10 protein-coding genes and 7 pseudogenes are annotated in these 15498 nt (G+C 69.2%); 5 read left to right on the top strand and 12 right to left on the bottom strand.

Going from position 1 to position 15498, the window contains the following annotated elements; genetic code table 11:
- Nucleotides 1-81 precede the first annotated feature (81 nt).
- Nucleotides 82-444: an ArsR/SmtB family transcription factor gene (locus SMIR_RS36550; protein WP_212727966.1), complete on the top strand. Its 363-nt coding sequence runs from the start codon at nt 82-84 to the stop codon at nt 442-444.
- 126 nt (nt 445-570) lie between these two features.
- Here SMIR_RS36550 and ltrA read toward each other — a convergent pair whose 3' ends face one another.
- The 5 genes and pseudogenes from ltrA to SMIR_RS44665 form a co-directional block, all read right to left on the bottom strand.
- Complete coding sequence (ltrA, locus tag SMIR_RS36545; RefSeq protein WP_249938636.1) at nt 571-1773, bottom strand: group II intron reverse transcriptase/maturase; 1203 nt, start codon at nt 1771-1773, stop codon at nt 571-573.
- Nucleotides 1774-2609: 836 nt separating this feature from the next.
- Nucleotides 2610-3668, bottom strand: a pseudogene (locus tag SMIR_RS36540) (transposase); the annotation flags it as partial.
- A gap of 159 nt (nt 3669-3827) precedes the next feature.
- Nucleotides 3828-4208 (bottom strand): annotated as a pseudogene (locus tag SMIR_RS44675) (transposase); the annotation flags it as partial.
- Nucleotides 4209-4252: 44 nt separating this feature from the next.
- Nucleotides 4253-4450, bottom strand: a pseudogene (locus SMIR_RS44670) (hypothetical protein); the annotation flags it as partial.
- Nucleotides 4451-4526: 76 nt separating this feature from the next.
- Nucleotides 4527-4589: pseudogene (locus tag SMIR_RS44665) on the bottom strand (hypothetical protein); the annotation flags it as partial.
- Nucleotides 4590-4874: 285 nt separating this feature from the next.
- Here SMIR_RS44665 and SMIR_RS36530 point away from each other — a divergent pair.
- Nucleotides 4875-5246, top strand: a pseudogene (locus tag SMIR_RS36530) (TIGR02391 family protein); the annotation flags it as partial.
- Nucleotides 5247-5268: 22 nt separating this feature from the next.
- On the opposite strand, the gene SMIR_RS45035 reads toward SMIR_RS36530, so the two are convergent.
- From SMIR_RS45035 to SMIR_RS36515, 4 genes and pseudogenes are all read right to left on the bottom strand, one after another.
- Nucleotides 5269-5643 carry a hypothetical protein gene (locus SMIR_RS45035; RefSeq protein ID WP_422664540.1) on the bottom strand — a complete coding sequence of 125 codons (375 nt, stop codon included), beginning with the start codon at nt 5641-5643 and terminating at the stop codon, nt 5269-5271.
- 148 nt (nt 5644-5791) lie between these two features.
- Nucleotides 5792-6322 (bottom strand): annotated as a pseudogene (locus tag SMIR_RS45030) (NAD(P)-binding domain-containing protein); the annotation flags it as partial.
- A gap of 8 nt (nt 6323-6330) precedes the next feature.
- Nucleotides 6331-7101, bottom strand: coding sequence for an aquaporin (locus tag SMIR_RS36520; protein ID WP_168489494.1), 771 nt, complete (start codon nt 7099-7101; stop codon nt 6331-6333).
- Nucleotides 7102-7168: 67 nt separating this feature from the next.
- Nucleotides 7169-7483 (bottom strand): ArsR/SmtB family transcription factor, encoded by a 315-nt coding sequence (locus SMIR_RS36515; protein ID WP_212727965.1) that lies wholly within the window; start codon nt 7481-7483, stop codon nt 7169-7171.
- An 82-nt stretch (nt 7484-7565) separates the two neighbouring features.
- On the opposite strand from SMIR_RS36515, the gene SMIR_RS36510 reads away from it, so the two are divergent.
- From SMIR_RS36510 to SMIR_RS36500, 3 genes and pseudogenes are all read left to right on the top strand, one after another.
- Complete coding sequence (locus SMIR_RS36510; RefSeq protein ID WP_168489497.1) at nt 7566-8201, top strand: arsenate-mycothiol transferase ArsC; 636 nt, start codon at nt 7566-7568, stop codon at nt 8199-8201.
- Nucleotides 8202-8259: 58 nt separating this feature from the next.
- Nucleotides 8260-8679 carry an arsenate reductase ArsC gene (locus SMIR_RS36505; RefSeq protein WP_212727964.1) on the top strand — a complete coding sequence of 140 codons (420 nt, stop codon included), beginning with the start codon at nt 8260-8262 and terminating at the stop codon, nt 8677-8679.
- Nucleotides 8680-8684: 5 nt separating this feature from the next.
- Nucleotides 8685-9407, top strand: a pseudogene (locus tag SMIR_RS36500) (NAD(P)/FAD-dependent oxidoreductase); the annotation flags it as partial.
- A gap of 345 nt (nt 9408-9752) precedes the next feature.
- Here SMIR_RS36500 and SMIR_RS36495 read toward each other — a convergent pair.
- The 3 genes from SMIR_RS36495 to SMIR_RS36485 all read right to left on the bottom strand — a co-directional run bounded on the left by SMIR_RS36495 (nt 9753) and on the right by SMIR_RS36485 (nt 15228).
- Nucleotides 9753-10514, bottom strand: a complete 762-nt coding sequence (locus SMIR_RS36495; RefSeq protein ID WP_212727963.1) for a nuclear transport factor 2 family protein — start codon at nt 10512-10514, stop codon at nt 9753-9755.
- On the bottom strand, nt 10411-14121 hold the full coding sequence (locus SMIR_RS36490; protein WP_212727962.1) for an FAD-dependent oxidoreductase: 3711 nt from the start codon (nt 14119-14121) through the stop codon (nt 10411-10413). The genes SMIR_RS36495 and SMIR_RS36490 overlap by 104 nt, the downstream gene beginning before the upstream one ends.
- An 801-nt stretch (nt 14122-14922) precedes the next feature.
- The gene (locus tag SMIR_RS36485) at nt 14923-15228 is read right to left on the bottom strand and encodes a MerR family transcriptional regulator (RefSeq protein WP_212727961.1); all 306 of its coding nucleotides are present in this window, start codon (nt 15226-15228) and stop codon (nt 14923-14925) included.
- Nucleotides 15229-15498: the final 270 nt, after the last annotated feature.

Below are 15498 nucleotides of genomic sequence, written 5' to 3'. Positions count from 1 at the left end.
GGGGCCTGGGCGAACACGGCCACCCACCATCGCCACAGCGCGAAAGCGTGTCTCTGGTTCGACATGTGTCAACATAGACGTATGTCGAATACGAAGGTTCTGCCGCTGCTCGAACCTGATGCTGAAGCCGCGGCGCCATGCTGCCCGCCGCTGACGGAGCGTCCGCTGAGTGCCGAGGAGGCGGAGCGGACAGCGGCGACGTTCAAGGCGCTCGGCGACCCGGTGCGGCTGCGGCTGTTCTCGCTGGTCGCCTCGCACGAAGGCGGCGAGGCGTGCGTGTGCGACATCTCCGACGTCGGCGTCTCCCAGCCGACTGTCTCCCACCACCTGAAGAAACTGAAGGAGGCCGGGCTGCTGGCCTCCGAGCGGCGCGGCACCTGGGTGTACTACCGAGTGGAGCCGTCGGTGGTGGCTGCCATGGCACAGATGCTGAAGATCGCCTGATAGCCGTCACCGGACGGGCCACCCTAGTAGGGTCGGGGACTGGCGCGGTGGCTGATGCCCCGTTTCCAGTCCCCGCCGCTTCAAACCGTGCATGCAGTTCTCCCGCACACGGCTTTCCGACATCGTTCACCGGCTGGCATGCGCCGTTGCCCTGTGCACGTTTCCGGTAAGGCGGTAGACACCGAGCCGGGTGATCCACCCATAAGTAAATCGGGTGGTCCAGTTCCTGCCCGCAAGTCCGTGTTTCGCGCTGGCAAAGATCGCCAGCCGTTCGTGGACATAGCCGTCGACCACGTTGAACTTCCGTCCGGAGTTCCCGTTACGGAAGTACGCCGACCAGCCCCGCAGGACCGGGTTGAGATCGGCGACCACGGCGGATACCGGCCGCTCAGTCTTCGAACGAGCGGTCGCCGCACGGACTTTGTCCCGCAGTACCCGCATCGCCCTGGCCGAGGGCCAGCGTTGCAAGTAGTACCTGCCCCGCCATTTCCACGATTCCATCTTCCGGTGGTGGAAGCCGAGAAAGTCGAAGCCCTGCCCGCCTCGGGTGAGGCAGACGATGCCGGTCTTCTCAGGATGCAATCGCATCCCGAGCCGTTCCAGAACTCGTGCCGCCAATTCACGGGCCTGTTCGGCCCGTTGCTTGGTCGGCGACAGGACTACGAAATCATCGCAGTACCTCACCAACGTCCCCAGCCGGCGACCTTCGTTCTGCCACGCCTCGTCGAGAACGTGCAGCGCGATATTTGCCAGCAATGGGGAAATCGGTGAGCCCTGAGGGGTTCCCGCCCCGGTAGGCGAGGTCACCCCGCCCACCAGGACTCCCATCCGCAGCCAGGCCCGGATCAGCTTCAGCATCGGCCGGTCCACCACACGCCGCGCCACTTGGGCCATCAGCGCCTCATGGTCGATCGTGCCGAAGCAGTCGCGGATATCGGCCTCGAACACCCACTCCCGCCGCTGGTTCGCGGCGACACGCACTGCCTCGCACGCGTCGATCGCGGACCGCTTCGGCCTGAATCCATAGCTCGCCTCGGTGAACTGGGCCTCGAATACTGGTTCCATGACCAGTTTCGCAGCCGTCATCACCACGCGGTCCGCCACGGTGGGGATCGATAGCGGCCGGAACTCCCCCGGCCGCCCCGGTTTGGGAATCTGGACCCGTCGCAGCACTGACGGACGATACGTATGCGCCCGCAGTCTCTGCGAAAGGTCTTGGAGGAATGCATCCACCCCCGAGGATTCCACCGCGTCGACGGTCGTACCGTCCACGCCGGGGGCACCCCGGTTTGCGCACACACCGGCCCACGCCCGCCTCAGAACGTCCATGCGGTGGACATGGCCATACAGGGCGTGAAACCGGCGTTCGGGTTCTTGCTCGGCACAGCGGTAAAGCGTCCGTTGCAAGGCTCGGACCTTGTCCAGAGGACGGCGGACTGGTCCTGCGACGCTTTCCTCCCGGCGGATGGAACTAGCCGTAACGGCACTCATCCGGGTCCCTCCCTGTTTTCGAATCGCGTCGATGAAGCAGGGGCCCTTCGCTCCCAGCGGGTTGTGTTGTCCCGCCGATCGTCACTACTACGACCCCCTCCGACTGCCTCTCGACAACCCGCCATTTCCCGGTTCTGCCGGTTATAGGCAGGCCACGCTTCCCGGGCCGCAATACCCGGGGCCGAGGAGGCTCTCTCCAGTTCCCAGGACAACCTTCCGACCATTCCACGCCCCTTACGCCGGGAGGTTCTTCGACGACCGCTCCAGGTCCGAGATCATCTTCCGTGGCCTTCGCCAATCAAGCACAGGCTCGGCTCCTCCTTGGCCCGCCCGCGGGCGGGGGTTAAATGACGACGCTGCAGGCTTCACTTCATGTTGCGGACTGGTCGGTTGCACGCCCCCGAGAGGCGCTTGTCACTCCACTTCGACGCCACCATTTCGGGCGACGCCGGGAGTCAGCTACCGGGGACCCTGGCGTCTCCCCGGACCGGACTTCCACCGGCTGGCTATCCTGAGCTTGACGTCCGGTTACATCGTTCACACCCCTTCTGAACTGGGAAGACGCCCGGACTGCTGGACGTACGCTTGATCTTTAACCTGTGCGGCGGGGTCGTGGGGTGGTTGACTTCTTCGTTCTCTGCTTCGGCGGCTGTGTTTTGCGGGGTGTGTGCACGCTCGATGTCGAAGCGCCGCAGGTAGGCCTGCCAGAGGCGGTCTGCGTCTGCCGGGGTGGCGTCGGTGCCGGACCACCACAGCCAGACGGGCTTGGGGGTTGCTCCGCTGGGCAGGTGGTCGATGTCCAGGCGGATCACGGTCCCCTCGACGATCGGGAGGGTGCCGTCGGCTGCGGCCCAGGAGGAGCGGTGGGTCAGTTTGGGGTGGAGCCGGTTCCAGGAACGAGCGGTGGCGGTGCCGTAGAGGCGTGTGTCGGTGACGGTTTCGGTGTCCGGGGTGTCCCAGGTGTCGGGCTGTCCGAAGACGAACTCGCTGCCGTGCCGGGGAGGCCGGCCCTGGGTGTGCGGCAGCCGGGGCGGGACAGCTCTGCGCAGGACGCGGTCCGAACGCATCCGGGCCAGCACCTGCACGGGCAGGTCCCTCAGGAGGAAGCCGAGGCGGGGTGCGTCGTATCCGGCGTCCGCGACGATGAGGATGTCCGGGTCGCCCGTCTGCCACTGCCCCGCTGCGATCAGTCGCTGAAGCAGATCGCGCAGCTGCCGGGCGGTGACGGTGGCGGTGTCGTCGCCGGGCGCCAGGCGCAGCGCGTCCAGGGGTGCGGTCCATGAGCTGCGGCCTGGCTCGAGTGCGCAGATGATCGAGTAGGGCCAGCCGGGGACGGGGATGTGCTGGTCCTTGCCCCGGCCGTAGGTGTGGCACAGGATCCGCTGTGGTGAGGTGTGGGCATCGGGCCGCAGCCAGCAGGTGACGTCGACGGCCAGGACCAGCCGGCCGTCGGCAGCCCGCGGCAGTGGCACTTCGGCCAGTGCCCGCCGCAGCCGGCCGGCGTCGATGCGTCCACGGGCCAGGGCGGCGTAGAGCCCGCCATGGCCGCGGCGGTGTTCACCCACCAGCGACAGCTCGGCCAGCGACCTCACCGGCCCGTCACCGCACAGAACGGCATCAGCCAGCTCGAACAACGCGTCCGAACGAGCGGTCAGACAGGAGTAGAACTCGCCCCGGAAGCATGACAGTTGCGCCAACGGCTCTCGCCGGACAGCGTGATGCAGCAGACTCATCCTCACGGCCTTCGTGCTGGACGTGTGTGTTCCTTGGTCGGAGCACATGTTCAGCCGAAGGCCGCTTCCGCGTACGGCAGTTACCGGACCGAGCGATCAAGTTCGACGCACCATTCGACTCCGGACGTTAAAGATCAAGCTAGGGGTTGTCTTCAAATGTCACGCCCACATCAGGAGCGATGCGAGGGTGACGGCTGCCTGGTAGGACTCGGCGGTCTTGTCGTAGCGGGTAGCGATGCCGCGCCATTGCTTCAGGCGGTTAAAGCAGCGTTCCACCACGTTGCGACGCTTGTAGAGCTGCTTGTCGAAGACCGGCGGGCGCCCGCCCCGGCTGCCGCGTCGGTGCCGATTGCGGGCCTGGTCGGCCCGCTCGGGGATGGTGTGGCTGATACCCCGGCGTCGCAGCCAGGTCCGGATGGCCCTCGAGCTGTAGCCTTTGTCGCCCAGGACATGGGAGGGCCGCACGCGGGGCCGAGGCGGGGCACCCGTATCGCCTCCATCACGGCGGTGAACTGGGTGCAGTCGTTGGTGTTCCCGCCCGTGATCGTGAAGGCGAGCGGGCGGCCCAAGGCGTCACAGGCCAGGTGAATCTTGCTGGTCAGGCCGCCCCTGGAGCGTCCGAGGCCGGGGCTGCGGAGCCCCCTTTTCGGGCCCCGGCGGCGTGCTGGTGGGCCCGGACGATGGTGGAGTCGACCGACACCAGCCAGTCGATGTCCCCGGCCGCGTCGGCGTGCGCCTGGGCGGCCCGGAGCATCCGCTCGAAGGTGCCGTCCGGCGCCCACCGGCGAAAGCGGGTGGCAGCGTGGCCCACGGGCCGTACCGCTCCGGCACGTCCCGCCAGGCCGTCCCGGTGCGGAACTTCCACACGATCCCGTTGAGCACCTTGCGGTCGTCCAGCCGCTTCCGGCCCCGCAGTGACACCGGCAGCAGCGGTCCGACGAACTCCCACTCGGCATCGGACAGTTCATGGCGACGTATCACCCGACCATGATCCACCACTCAAGATCTTTTGAAGACGCGGCCTAGGGCCATGGGCATCGACATCCCCTGGGCGCGCAACGAGGTGGCCCGGTTTCTCCATCTGACTGACTACGAACCGCCAAAACCGCCACGCACCGGAAGCGCCGCTCCGGCCTTCCCCGGTTCCCGTTCCACCCACGGCTCGCAGGCCGGCATCGTCGCGAGCGCCCACGGGAGGGAGCCCGTGCGCTGTGGCGCAGTGGGCACCGCCGGGAAGCGGTCACAGCGGCCGCCAGGAAAGTCAACGCCGAGGCGCGGAAGAAGATCGGGCGCCGCGACGTCGGAGAGACGAAGCTCTTCCAGCGCGTGTTCTCGCTGGACGCCCCGAAGGCGGACCAACCCCGGTTGCGGCTCATGGAGGACGACGGGAGCGACACTTTCCGCAGTGTCCACCGCGGAGCCATGGCGTTTGCTGAAGGGTGTTACGCGGCGATCCGCAACCCCAACAGCCATGAGGACGGCCTCCCGGAGCTGCCGGAGCACGGGGCACTCGAACAACTCGCCGCCTTCAGTCTGTTGGCCCGCTGGGTGGACGCAGCGACCGTGCTGACCGTGTGAGTCCACAGCCCCTGGGCTGGGATCAGCGGACGAGCTCCGCGACCGCGCGGGCCGCGTCCCTCGCAGGCCGGCCGACGCCGGTCAGTGTGGCGGAGGCCGGCCCGGTCCAGTCGCCGTAGCCGAGCAGGTGCAGGCATGGTTCGGCCACGGCCTGAGTGCCGGCGGTGAGGATGTGGCCACGCGTTTCCCGCAGCTTGAGTGGGGCGAGGTGGGAGAGTGCCGGGCGGAAGCCGGTGCACCAGACGATCGTGTCGGCCTCGGCCCGCGTCCCGTCGGCCCATTCGACGCCTCCCGGGAGGAGGCGGGTGAACATGGGCGCGGCCTTGAGGCAGGCCGCCGTCGCGTGCCGCGCGTACGAGCGGGACGGCGACGATGTCGCCGAGCGAGGCGACGCCACCGGTATCCGTACGGCCCTCGTCGAGGGCGCGGCGGCGGACGGTGGCGTCGAACAGAGCGCGGCCGCCGATGCCGTCGGCCAGGAAGCGGGGCTGCCGCTGGGTGACCCAGGTCAGCTCGGTGTCGTAGGCGAGGTCGGCGGCGATCTGTGCGCCGGAATTGCCGCCCCCGACCGCAATACGCGGCGGCCCGCGATCTCCTGGGGCGTGCGGTATTCGACGGTGTGCAGCTGTGCGCCGCCGAAGTCCCCGCGCCCGGGTCACCGCCGGCAGGAAGGGGCGCCACCAGGTCCCCGTCGCGCTGATGACCGCCCGTGCGCTCCAAGACCCGGAGTCGGTCTCCACCCGCAGGAGTTCACCGTCCCGATGCACGCCCGCGACGCGCACCCGCCGCTGGACGGGCAGGTCGTAACGCTTCTCGTAGTCGCGCAGATACGACACCACGTGCGCCGCGTCCGGATACTCCTCGCGCGCCTGCGCCGGCATGAGCCACCCCGGCAGCGAGGAGAACGCGGCCGGGGAGAACAGATGCAGCGACTCCCAGGCGTGCTGCCAGGCGCCACCCGGCACGGCCTGGGCGTCGAGGATGACGAACTCGATGCCCGGTCGGCGCAGGTGGTACCCGACGGTGAGCCCGGCCTGACCGCCGCCGGCCACCACGACCTGGGTCGCCTGTGTCATGCGGCGGGCTACTGGGCGGGCGCCCGGCCGGGCATGAAGATGAGCGCCACCAGCGCCAGTCCGACCACCGCGCCGACGAGTTGCATGCCGATGAAGCCCGCGACCGAGCCCGGCGCGATGCCCGCGAAGGTGTCGGTGAAGGCTCGGCCGATGGTCACCGCCGGGTTGGCGAAGGACGTGGAGGAGGTGAACCAGTAGGCGGCGCCGATGTACGAGGCGACGGCCACGGGGGCGAAGCGCAGCCGGTCGGTGCGGGCCAGGCCGAAGATCAGCAAGATCAGTCCGGCAGTGGCGACGACCTCACCGAGCAACAAGTGTCCTGCCGAGCGGTCGTGCGTGGACCACTTCACCAGCTGCTCGCCGAACATCGCGTCGGCCAGGACGGCGCCCGCGATCGCGCCGGTGATCTGCGCGGGGACGTACACGGCCGCTTCCCGAAGGGTGACCCCGGCACCTCCGCGCCGTGCCGTCCACCACTCGGCGAGCGTGACGGCGGGGTTGAAGTGCGCGCCGGAGACCGGGCCGAGCAGGGCGATCAGAACGCCGAGCCCGAAGACGGTGGCCAGCGAGTTGGCCAGCAACTGGAGGCCGACGTCGTGGGTCAGCTCGGTGGCCTGGATGCCGGAGCCGACCACGACCGCCACCAGGGCCGCCGTGCCGACCAGTTCGGCGGCGGCCTTGGCGACCAGCGGGGTACGGGGCGGGGTGGCCCCCGGGGCGGGCTGCGGCTCGCCAGCGGGAATGGCGGACCCCGTGGCGGACTCATGGGTGGCGGTCAACAGGACTCCTCAGTGCGGTCGCCTCGGGCGACGGGTACTCGGGCGACAGGGGTCAGGGGGCCGGCGATCAGGGGCAGGACCGCTTGACGTTGTTCTCGGCAGTGACACGCGCGGTCTCCGCGAGGTCGGCGAACTGGCCGGCGAGGGATGCGATGACGTCGGGCTTGAGCCGGTAGTAGGTGAACCGGCCGCACGGCTCGGTCTCCACGACCCCGGCTTCGCGCAGCACCTTCAGATGGTTGGAGAGGTTGGTCTGCTTGACGCCCGTCTCCTCGATCAGGTGCGTGCTGCAGAGCGTCTCCTGGGCGAGCAGGGTGACGATCTGGAGCCGGAGCGGGTCGGCCAGAACCCGGATCAGATCAGTGTCGACTGATGTCATCATGGACTGATACTTTCACATCATTCGGAGCTGATATCAGCTTGCGCTGAACCCTGGGATCCGTATCCCGTCGAAAGGGCTTCTCATGACTTCGTCCCCACCTCCCGTCCTCCCCGATCAACGCCTCGCGGCCGGAGCCGCCCGGCTCGCCGTCCGCTACCGGGGCCGTTTCTCGACCGAGACCGTGCAGCGCCTCGTCGCCGACTCGTACGCCCAACTCGCCGAGCACGCCCACGTACGCACCCACCTGGTCGTCCTGGCGGAACGCTTCACGGCCGAGCGGCTGGACGCGCTCGCCCACGTCGAGGGAGGACCCGGCGTCGGGCTGCCGCGGGTGCTGTTCGTCTGCAGCCACAACGCGGGACGCTCGCAGATGGCCGCCGCGCTCCTGGCCCACCGGGCACAAGGTCAGGCGGTCGTCTCCTCCGCGGGCACGCACCCGGCCACCGCCGTGGAACCCGTGGTCGCGCAGGCCATCACCGAGGCCGGCGCGCACATCGCGAACGCCTTCCCCAAGCCGCTGACCGACGAGGTGGTGCAGGCCGCCGACATCGTCATCACCATGGGCTGCGGCGACGCCTGTCCGGTGGTGCCCGGCCGCCGCTACCTGGACTGGCCCGTCGCCGACCCCGAGGGCGCACCGATCGGCGTCGTGCGCATCATCCGCGACGAGATCGACGCCCACATCACCGAACTGCTCGATTCCCTGCCGAGCCGCTGAACCCCCTGTCCGGCGCCACCGGTCGCACCACCCGATCCACACCGTAAAGGAAGAACCGATGTCCTCCAGCCCGCTCGCCTCCGTGCTGTTCGTCTGCGTCCACAACGCCGGACGCTCGCAGATGGCCGCAGGATTCCTCAACCACCTCGCGGGCGACCGGATCGAGGTACGCTCCGCCGGGTCCATCCCCGGTGACCAGGTCAACCGGGCCGCGGTCGAGGCCATGAAGGAAGTCGGCATCGACATCTCCGACCAGAAGCCGAAGATCCTCACCACCGAGGCCGTCCAGGCGTCGGACTACGTCATCACCATGGGCTGCGGCGACACCTGCCCGATCTTCCCCGGTAAGAAGTACCTCGACTGGACGCTGGAGGACCCGGCAGGCAAGGGCGTCGAGTTCGTCCGCCCGATCCGCGACGAGATCAAGACCCGCATCGAGGCCCTGATCGCCGAGATCGAGGCCAAGCAGGAGGCGTGACCACGGTGGCCGCGAGAGATGACGTACGCGAGGTCATCGTCATCGGCCCCGCCGGATACACCACCGCCCTCTACACCGCCCGCGCCGAACTCAAGCCCCTTGTCTTCGGCGGCGCCATCTTCGTCAGCGGCGCGCTGACCACGACCACCGAGGTCGAGAACTTCCCCGGCTTCCCCGAGGGCGTCGACGGCCCGGTCCTCATGGAGAACATGCGGGCCCAGGCCGAGCGGTTCGGCGCCGAGATGATCGACGACGACATCGTCGAGGTCGACCCCACCGGTGACATCAACACCGTCACCGACGCCGCGGGCACGGTGCACCGGGCCAAGGCCGTGATCGTCGCCACCGGGTCCGGCTAACGCAAGCTGGGCCTGCCCAAGGAGGACGAACTGTCCGGCCGCGGTGTGTCCTGGTGCGCGACCTGCGACGGGTTCTTCTTCCGCGACCGCGACACCGCCATGGAGGAGGCCACCTTCCTCACCCGGTTCGCCAAGTCGGTGACCGTCGTGCACCGCCGCTCCACCCTGCGCGCCTCCCAGATCATGCAGAACCGCGCCTTCTCCGACGACAAGATCTCCTTCGCCTTCGACAGCGAGATCGCCGAGATCAAGGAAGCGGACGGCAAGCTCGCCGGGGTCGTGCTCCGCGACGTCCTCACCGGCCAGACGCGCGACCTCGACGTGACGGGCCTGTTCATCGCGATCGGCCACGACCCGCGCACCGAACTTGTCCTGTCGTTCCGGGCGACCGGGCACAGTTGGGCGATACGGCTGTAAACAGTCATAGACGGGGGCGCCAGGGGACCGCTTGCTGCCGCTTTGCGCCATCGCCGATGGCAAGGGCGGCGAGGCCGAGCAGAGACCGCGCGCGGGAACACCGGGCAGACACCGGCGCCCCCTGGCCGGATCAGCCGGACAAGGTACGCCGACGACCGCCCCGCCAATCTGAACAACCAAACCGTGGGGCACTGCGCGAGAGGGCCGAGCGACCCCTCAGGGCCGTTTCCTTTACGAGTCCTTCGGGGATCTTGGCGGCCCTTGCCGACCAACGCCCATCCATGACGTTTCAGCAGCTCAGACGTAGTAGCCGTGTCGGCGCTTCTCGGCCCTTGTCAGTCTGTTCCTGTCCTCGCGTCCCCAACGCGTCATCAATTGGATCCCAGAGGATCGGGCCGAGGTACAGGGGGAACGATCGCACCAGCTCGGGAAAGGATCGCCCAGCGTCCCTTCGTCGGCAGGGGAACCGACCGCCGTCATCGCCCCGCCGATTCCGTTGCCCGGAATCAGCGGCGGTGCGCCGACCTCTCTCCGCAGCCGACCCGCGACCGTCGGACCGCTCCCCCGCGTCCCGCTTCGGCGCCTCAGGGAGAGCGGCACCGGATGCCCGCGTGAGACGGCTATGGGGGGGGCCACCCAGATGGGGTGCGTGTCGAACACGGTCTCGAACCGCGCGGCCGCACCCTCCTCGACGCGCCAGATGTGTACGAACCGTGCGACGCCGGTCTTCCCGGTCGCGCGATGAACTCCGCTGTAGGTGCCGGTCACGAAGACCCTGTCGCCGGTCGGGCAGATCTCTGCCGGGGCGACCGTGAAATCGTCCCAGTCCAGCGCGAGCGGCCCCATGGCCTTCGCCAGGACCTCTTCGCCTCCGTGGTAGGTCCCCGCTGTCGGGCTGCCCGCTGCGACCGTCCAAGTAATGGCAGGAGAGAGGCAGTTCAGAAAGGCGGCGGTGTCACCGGCCGCCAGGGCACGGTAGACAGCGGCCACCAGATCGGCGCCGGCGGACTCGGCGGCTGTCGGCCCGTTGCCGGGGTGGACGACGGCGGTTGTGGACATGGGTGATCCCTTCCCAGTGGTGGGTAGTTGGCTGACGGAAAGCTATGGCCGAGGACTGCTCACAAAACAGGCCGATCCGGTGTTCACCTGCGCCTCGCACCGTGCTTCCGGCTGCGATCGGCCAAGAGGCGATCGCCTCGAGGAGCTCGGCCCGTGAAGGCCCCGGCTCCGGATGGCGAGGCGCTCCCGTGCCCAGCCGCACCACGCGTTCAGGGAGGCCGGGCGGGGCGAGGGCCTCGTCCGGGGTTGCCAGCATCGAGGCGACCTCACCCATGGCGCGCAGGATCTCGGGGTCACGGAGTTTGGCGGCTTCGAGGAATTGCCGGAAATTCCAGTCCGGGTCCTCGGGCTCGTAGGGGATGCCGGAGATCTCGCCGTCGATCTGGGCGAGGCGGTGCCGGTCCCAGGCGGCCAGGCCCTGATGGATCGGGGCGAGGGTCGCGTGCGTGGCCTCGTCGAAGGCGAGGGCGAGCTTCTCCGGTTCACCGGGGCCCGTGGTGCGTACCAGATCGCGCAGTATCGCCGCATGGACCATGCCCATGGCCATGCCGAGGCCGAACTGCGGGTTGGTGGCGGCCCAGGCGTCCCCGACGCTCACCAACCCGGTCGCGACGGGCTGTCCGTCGCGTACGAAACGGCGGATCCTGCTCTCCGTACCGGACATGGCGAGGACGCCGGTGATCGGCTCGCCGGTCGTGGCCCAGTGCGCGACGTTCGGGTACAGCGCCACCGCCCGCTGCCAGGCCGACTCCCGACGCAGTGCACGCAGGAGCTGGTCGCGGCCGGATACGGCGAGGGACAGGGCCCAGGTGTCCGAGTCGCCGGGAACGGTGATCGTGGACACGCTGTCGTGGTGGTCGAGTGGCCAGGCGGCCTGCGTGGGGAGAGTCCCGTCGGTGGACCTGAAGTACCGGGTGTAGAGGCGGAACCCGATGTCCGCGTGGTCGTCGACGGGCCTGGCCGCCCCGACGTCGGTGAGCATCTTCGACACGGGCGAGTTGCGGCCCGCCGCGTCGACGACCAGATCCGCGTCCAAGGCTCCGCCGTGCCGGGTGAGCACACCGGCGATGTGCGGCCGGCCGAGGGTCCGGTCGGTGCCGGTGAGCAGCGCCGTCACCGGGGTGTTCCGGTGGATGGTCAGGCCCGGGGTGCGCAGTGCGACGGCGGTCAGCGCGGCCTCGACGAGGGGGCGGCGGGCCGCGATCGTGTCGAACCGTTCGTCGTCCGGGCGGCGGCCGCCGACGGTCGGGAGGTTCCAGGCCCCGGCGAGCATGTTGTGGGCGCGCCCGCCCCGAGTCATGAGCTCCGCCAGTACCAGGGGAAGCTCCGTGGCCAGGAGCTGACACGCCCGCGGCATCATGATGTGCGGGTGGCGGAACTGGGTGACCCCGGGCCGCTCCCACGCGTCGGTGTCGGCGGGCATCCCGGTGTCCCGGTCGACGACCGCCACCTGATGCCCGTCCCGGGCGAGCAGCAACGCCGTCGTCAGTCCGACGACTCCGGCGCCGATCACGACTGTCCTCACCGTACGACCTCCTCGATTGCGGTCCTCACGGTGCGAACGATCGGCCCGGAAGGTGGCCGGTTCCCAGTCCGGTTCGCTGCTCACTTTCCGGAGGGCAGCACTCCGTACAGCTCCCGTCGCCAGAGCGCGTCGCACAGCCGGTCGATGCCACCGGTCAGATGCCTGCGATAGGTACTGAACGGCAGCCCGAGCCGCTCGGCGACCGCCTCCTGCGTGGGAGCCCCGCCCAGGTACGTGGCCACCACCGCCCGGTGGCACTTCTCGCCGCCCCGTTCCTCGCGCAGCTCTTCGACCGCCTGGACGAGGACGTCGCGCAGCGACATGCCGTACTCGACGGCGAGTTTGCTGCGCGCCAGCGGACTGCCGGCGAGCGCCTCGGGTTTGCTCATCCCGCGCAGCCGCGTCGAACTCCTGCCGGGACAGCACCACGAGCTCCGCCGGTGCGACCGTCGCGTGCGGCCCGTCAAGCATCACCCGGGTCTTGAGGTCCAGCCAGGGCCCTGGCGGCTGGGCCCGCCAGTCATGGGCGAAGAGGGTGTACGTGAAGTCGCCGACGTACGGCGCCTCGGCGACCGGTGGCATGTCGAAGTGCCGCAGATGCGGCCCCCAGAGGTCGGCGTCCCGCATCACGATGTACGACCAGGCGAGGCACTCGGCGCGGAAGATGTCGCCCATGGTGTGCCACTGGATGAGATCCATGGGTGCGGAGGGCCGCTGATAGGCGGGCGGGTACACGGAGAAGCGGGCGATGCCCAGATACTCGCCGTCGCGGGGCGGAGCGGTGGCACGCGCGTGCGCCCAGGCCGCCGCCACCACCGGGTCGGCATCCGTGCCGACCGGCTCTTCGAGCCGTAGCCAGGCGGCGAAGGCGACAGTCTCGCCGGTGTGCGTGGAGCGATAGATCCGGAACGCCCCGGGCTGCTCGCCCAGCCAGAAACGGACGATCGCCGCGGACGCCTCACCCTCGGCCTCGACGGTGAGTTGGAGCACACGGCCGTGATCCTCCGGGCCGCACGGCTCCTCGTACACCTCGCCCTCGGCGCGCCAGGAGTGGAACTCCGACATATGGCCGTCGCCGCGGTACATGTAGAGCAGCGCCCCGACGGCGGGCAGCAGCGACCCTTCCGGTACGGCCCTGGCCTGCTCGTACAGATGCCGGTGCAGCCGCAGATGCAGTTCCTCGAAGCCCTCACGGTCGCGCCAGCGCAGATCCGCTTCCAGAGCCTCGCGGACCACATCGTGCGGGAACAGGCCCTGTGGACTGGACTCGATGAACGGCAGCGAGCGCAGCCAGTGGAACAGCGGTCCGGCCTCCTCCTCGCCGAGCATGACCCTCAGCAGCGACTCCGACGTCATGTACGCGTGCGCGCACACCTCGAGCGCCCGTCGGTGGCGGGGAGAGGGCACCTCGCCGACGAGTTCGGGCAGCAGTGTCTCGATCACCTCGCGGCTCGGCTCCCAGCGCGCGGCCGCCCGTTCGTCCTTGACTCCGACGGCCGCCGCGAGCGCGAGCGCGAGGGGGTGGCCGCCGGTGAACGCGAGCAGCGGGGCGTGGGCGGGGCCCGGGACGCCGCGGGCGTCGAGGAAGGCCATGGACTCGTCCGGGGAGAGGTTGCGCAGTGCGGTGACGTGGAGGAGATCCGACCAGCCGGGATCGGTGGTCCACCGCGGATCGGGTGTCAGCCGGCCGGCGATCACCACGATCGCCCCGGCCGGCAGCCGGGGCAGGAACCTGTCTCGGAGCCACCCCTCAAGGCCCTGACATCGCTCGAAGGTGTCCACGAGCAGTACGGCACGCTCGTCCGTGAGCGCCGCCCGCGCCTCCTGCTCGAAAGCGGCAGGCGTGGCCTGGGTCGTGCGGCCGTCCACCTCGACGACCGTACGACCCGCGGAGCGTGCCTCCTCCGCGAAGCGCCGCAGCAGCATCGACTTGCCGATGCCACCGGGGCCGTGCAGGAACATGACGGTGAACGCGCGCATGTCGCCGGCGAGCGCCGCCCGGAACAGGGCCAGTTCCCCCACCCTGCCGGCGAACGCGCGGTCCCGTGCCGCCTGCACCCGCACGCCAAGTTCCTCCGTCATGCCGTAGTCATCCCCTTACAACTCCGTGCGGCGCCGCGCCGCTACGACCGTACCGAGGGTCCGATCCCGCTGCCGGTCGGCACCACCCACATCCCGCCGCCCCGGTCCCGCCGCCCGGATCAGCGCCGCTCAGCCCTCGCCCGGCCGCTCGAAGACGAACGCGTGCAGCAGGGCGTTGACGAGGTCGGGACGGGTGGCGAAGGCGAAGTGGTCGGCTTCCCTGTCAAGTTCTTCTGTTCAGTGCCGCATGGCGCCGCTCGTTGATCCACTTCCTATCGCCGACCAGGTCGTAAGGGCCTGCGGCGATGATTATCTAGGGTTGTCAAGCTGAAGCAGCAGGTCAGAGCAAAAGCAGGCGTTCTGGCACGTTAGGCAAGTCTGGTTGCAGAGGGGAGATCTCCAGGGCTGCCCGCTGTCGTGCCCACAGACATGTCTGAGGGCAACGACTGGCGGATATCTCCGGGAGCCCCCGACCACTGAGGTCCAGCACGTCGGCTCGCGAAGAGGTCCCGGTCCGCGCCTTTGCTGCGGTCACCCACCGGGCAGCCTGCCGCTGGTCCCGGTGATTATCTAGTGCTGTCAAGTGTCTCTACAGGTCAACGGGTTGAAGCGGTGTAAGGCAAGTTAGGCATGTACGAGTGGGCTTCGCTCGGCCGATACCGTGGAGGCGTTGATCGTCCATGGCGAGTACAAGGGAGGGGTGGCGGTCACGGACCCGACCGGGTGGGGAGACCTGTTCACGCGCGATGTCGCCCGGTAGATGCCGCATAGGTCGGGGCCCCACGCCTCGCGACGGGTTGATCAGTCCTGCGCCACGTTCGCCGCGGTCACATTCTCGATCACGCGGCCGAGTTTGGTCTTGGCCCGGGCCAGGTCCTGGATGCGTGCGGCGATGCGGTCGCGTTCGATGATGAGCTGGTCGAGCATGGCGGGGGTCGCGACGCCGGTGCTCACGCACGGCAGGAGTTCGGCGACGGTACGGCTGGAGGGGCCGGCCGCGAAGAGGTCCTGGATGAGCTGGACCCGCTCCAGGGCTTCGTCGGGATAGTCACGCTGCCCACCGGGGCGTCCACGCGATTCCAGGAGCCTATCGGTGGACGAGCTCAACGCTCTCCCAGCTCTGTCGCACGTGGCGGGGTGCGGTGCCCAAGTGTGGGGCCCGGCGCCAGCGGTTAGCCTTTCGTGCTGCTGCCTCCGGAGGCCCGGTATGCTGCCTAGCAGGCGGCCACGACCGCCGACCGCTGAAGGGGTTTTCCGCTCACGCCGGGATCCTCGTTGGTAGGCCAAGCTGTCTTTCGACGCATCGTGCACCTGAAACCGCCTGCCTTCAATGCAGCGTGTGCGTGGGGCGCGCTGCTGTATGGAGTCAGATATGCT

The organism is Streptomyces mirabilis (genome assembly GCF_018310535.1).
GTDB lineage: Bacteria > Actinomycetota > Actinomycetes > Streptomycetales > Streptomycetaceae > Streptomyces.
This window is presented reverse-complemented; position numbering and strand designations above follow the sequence as displayed.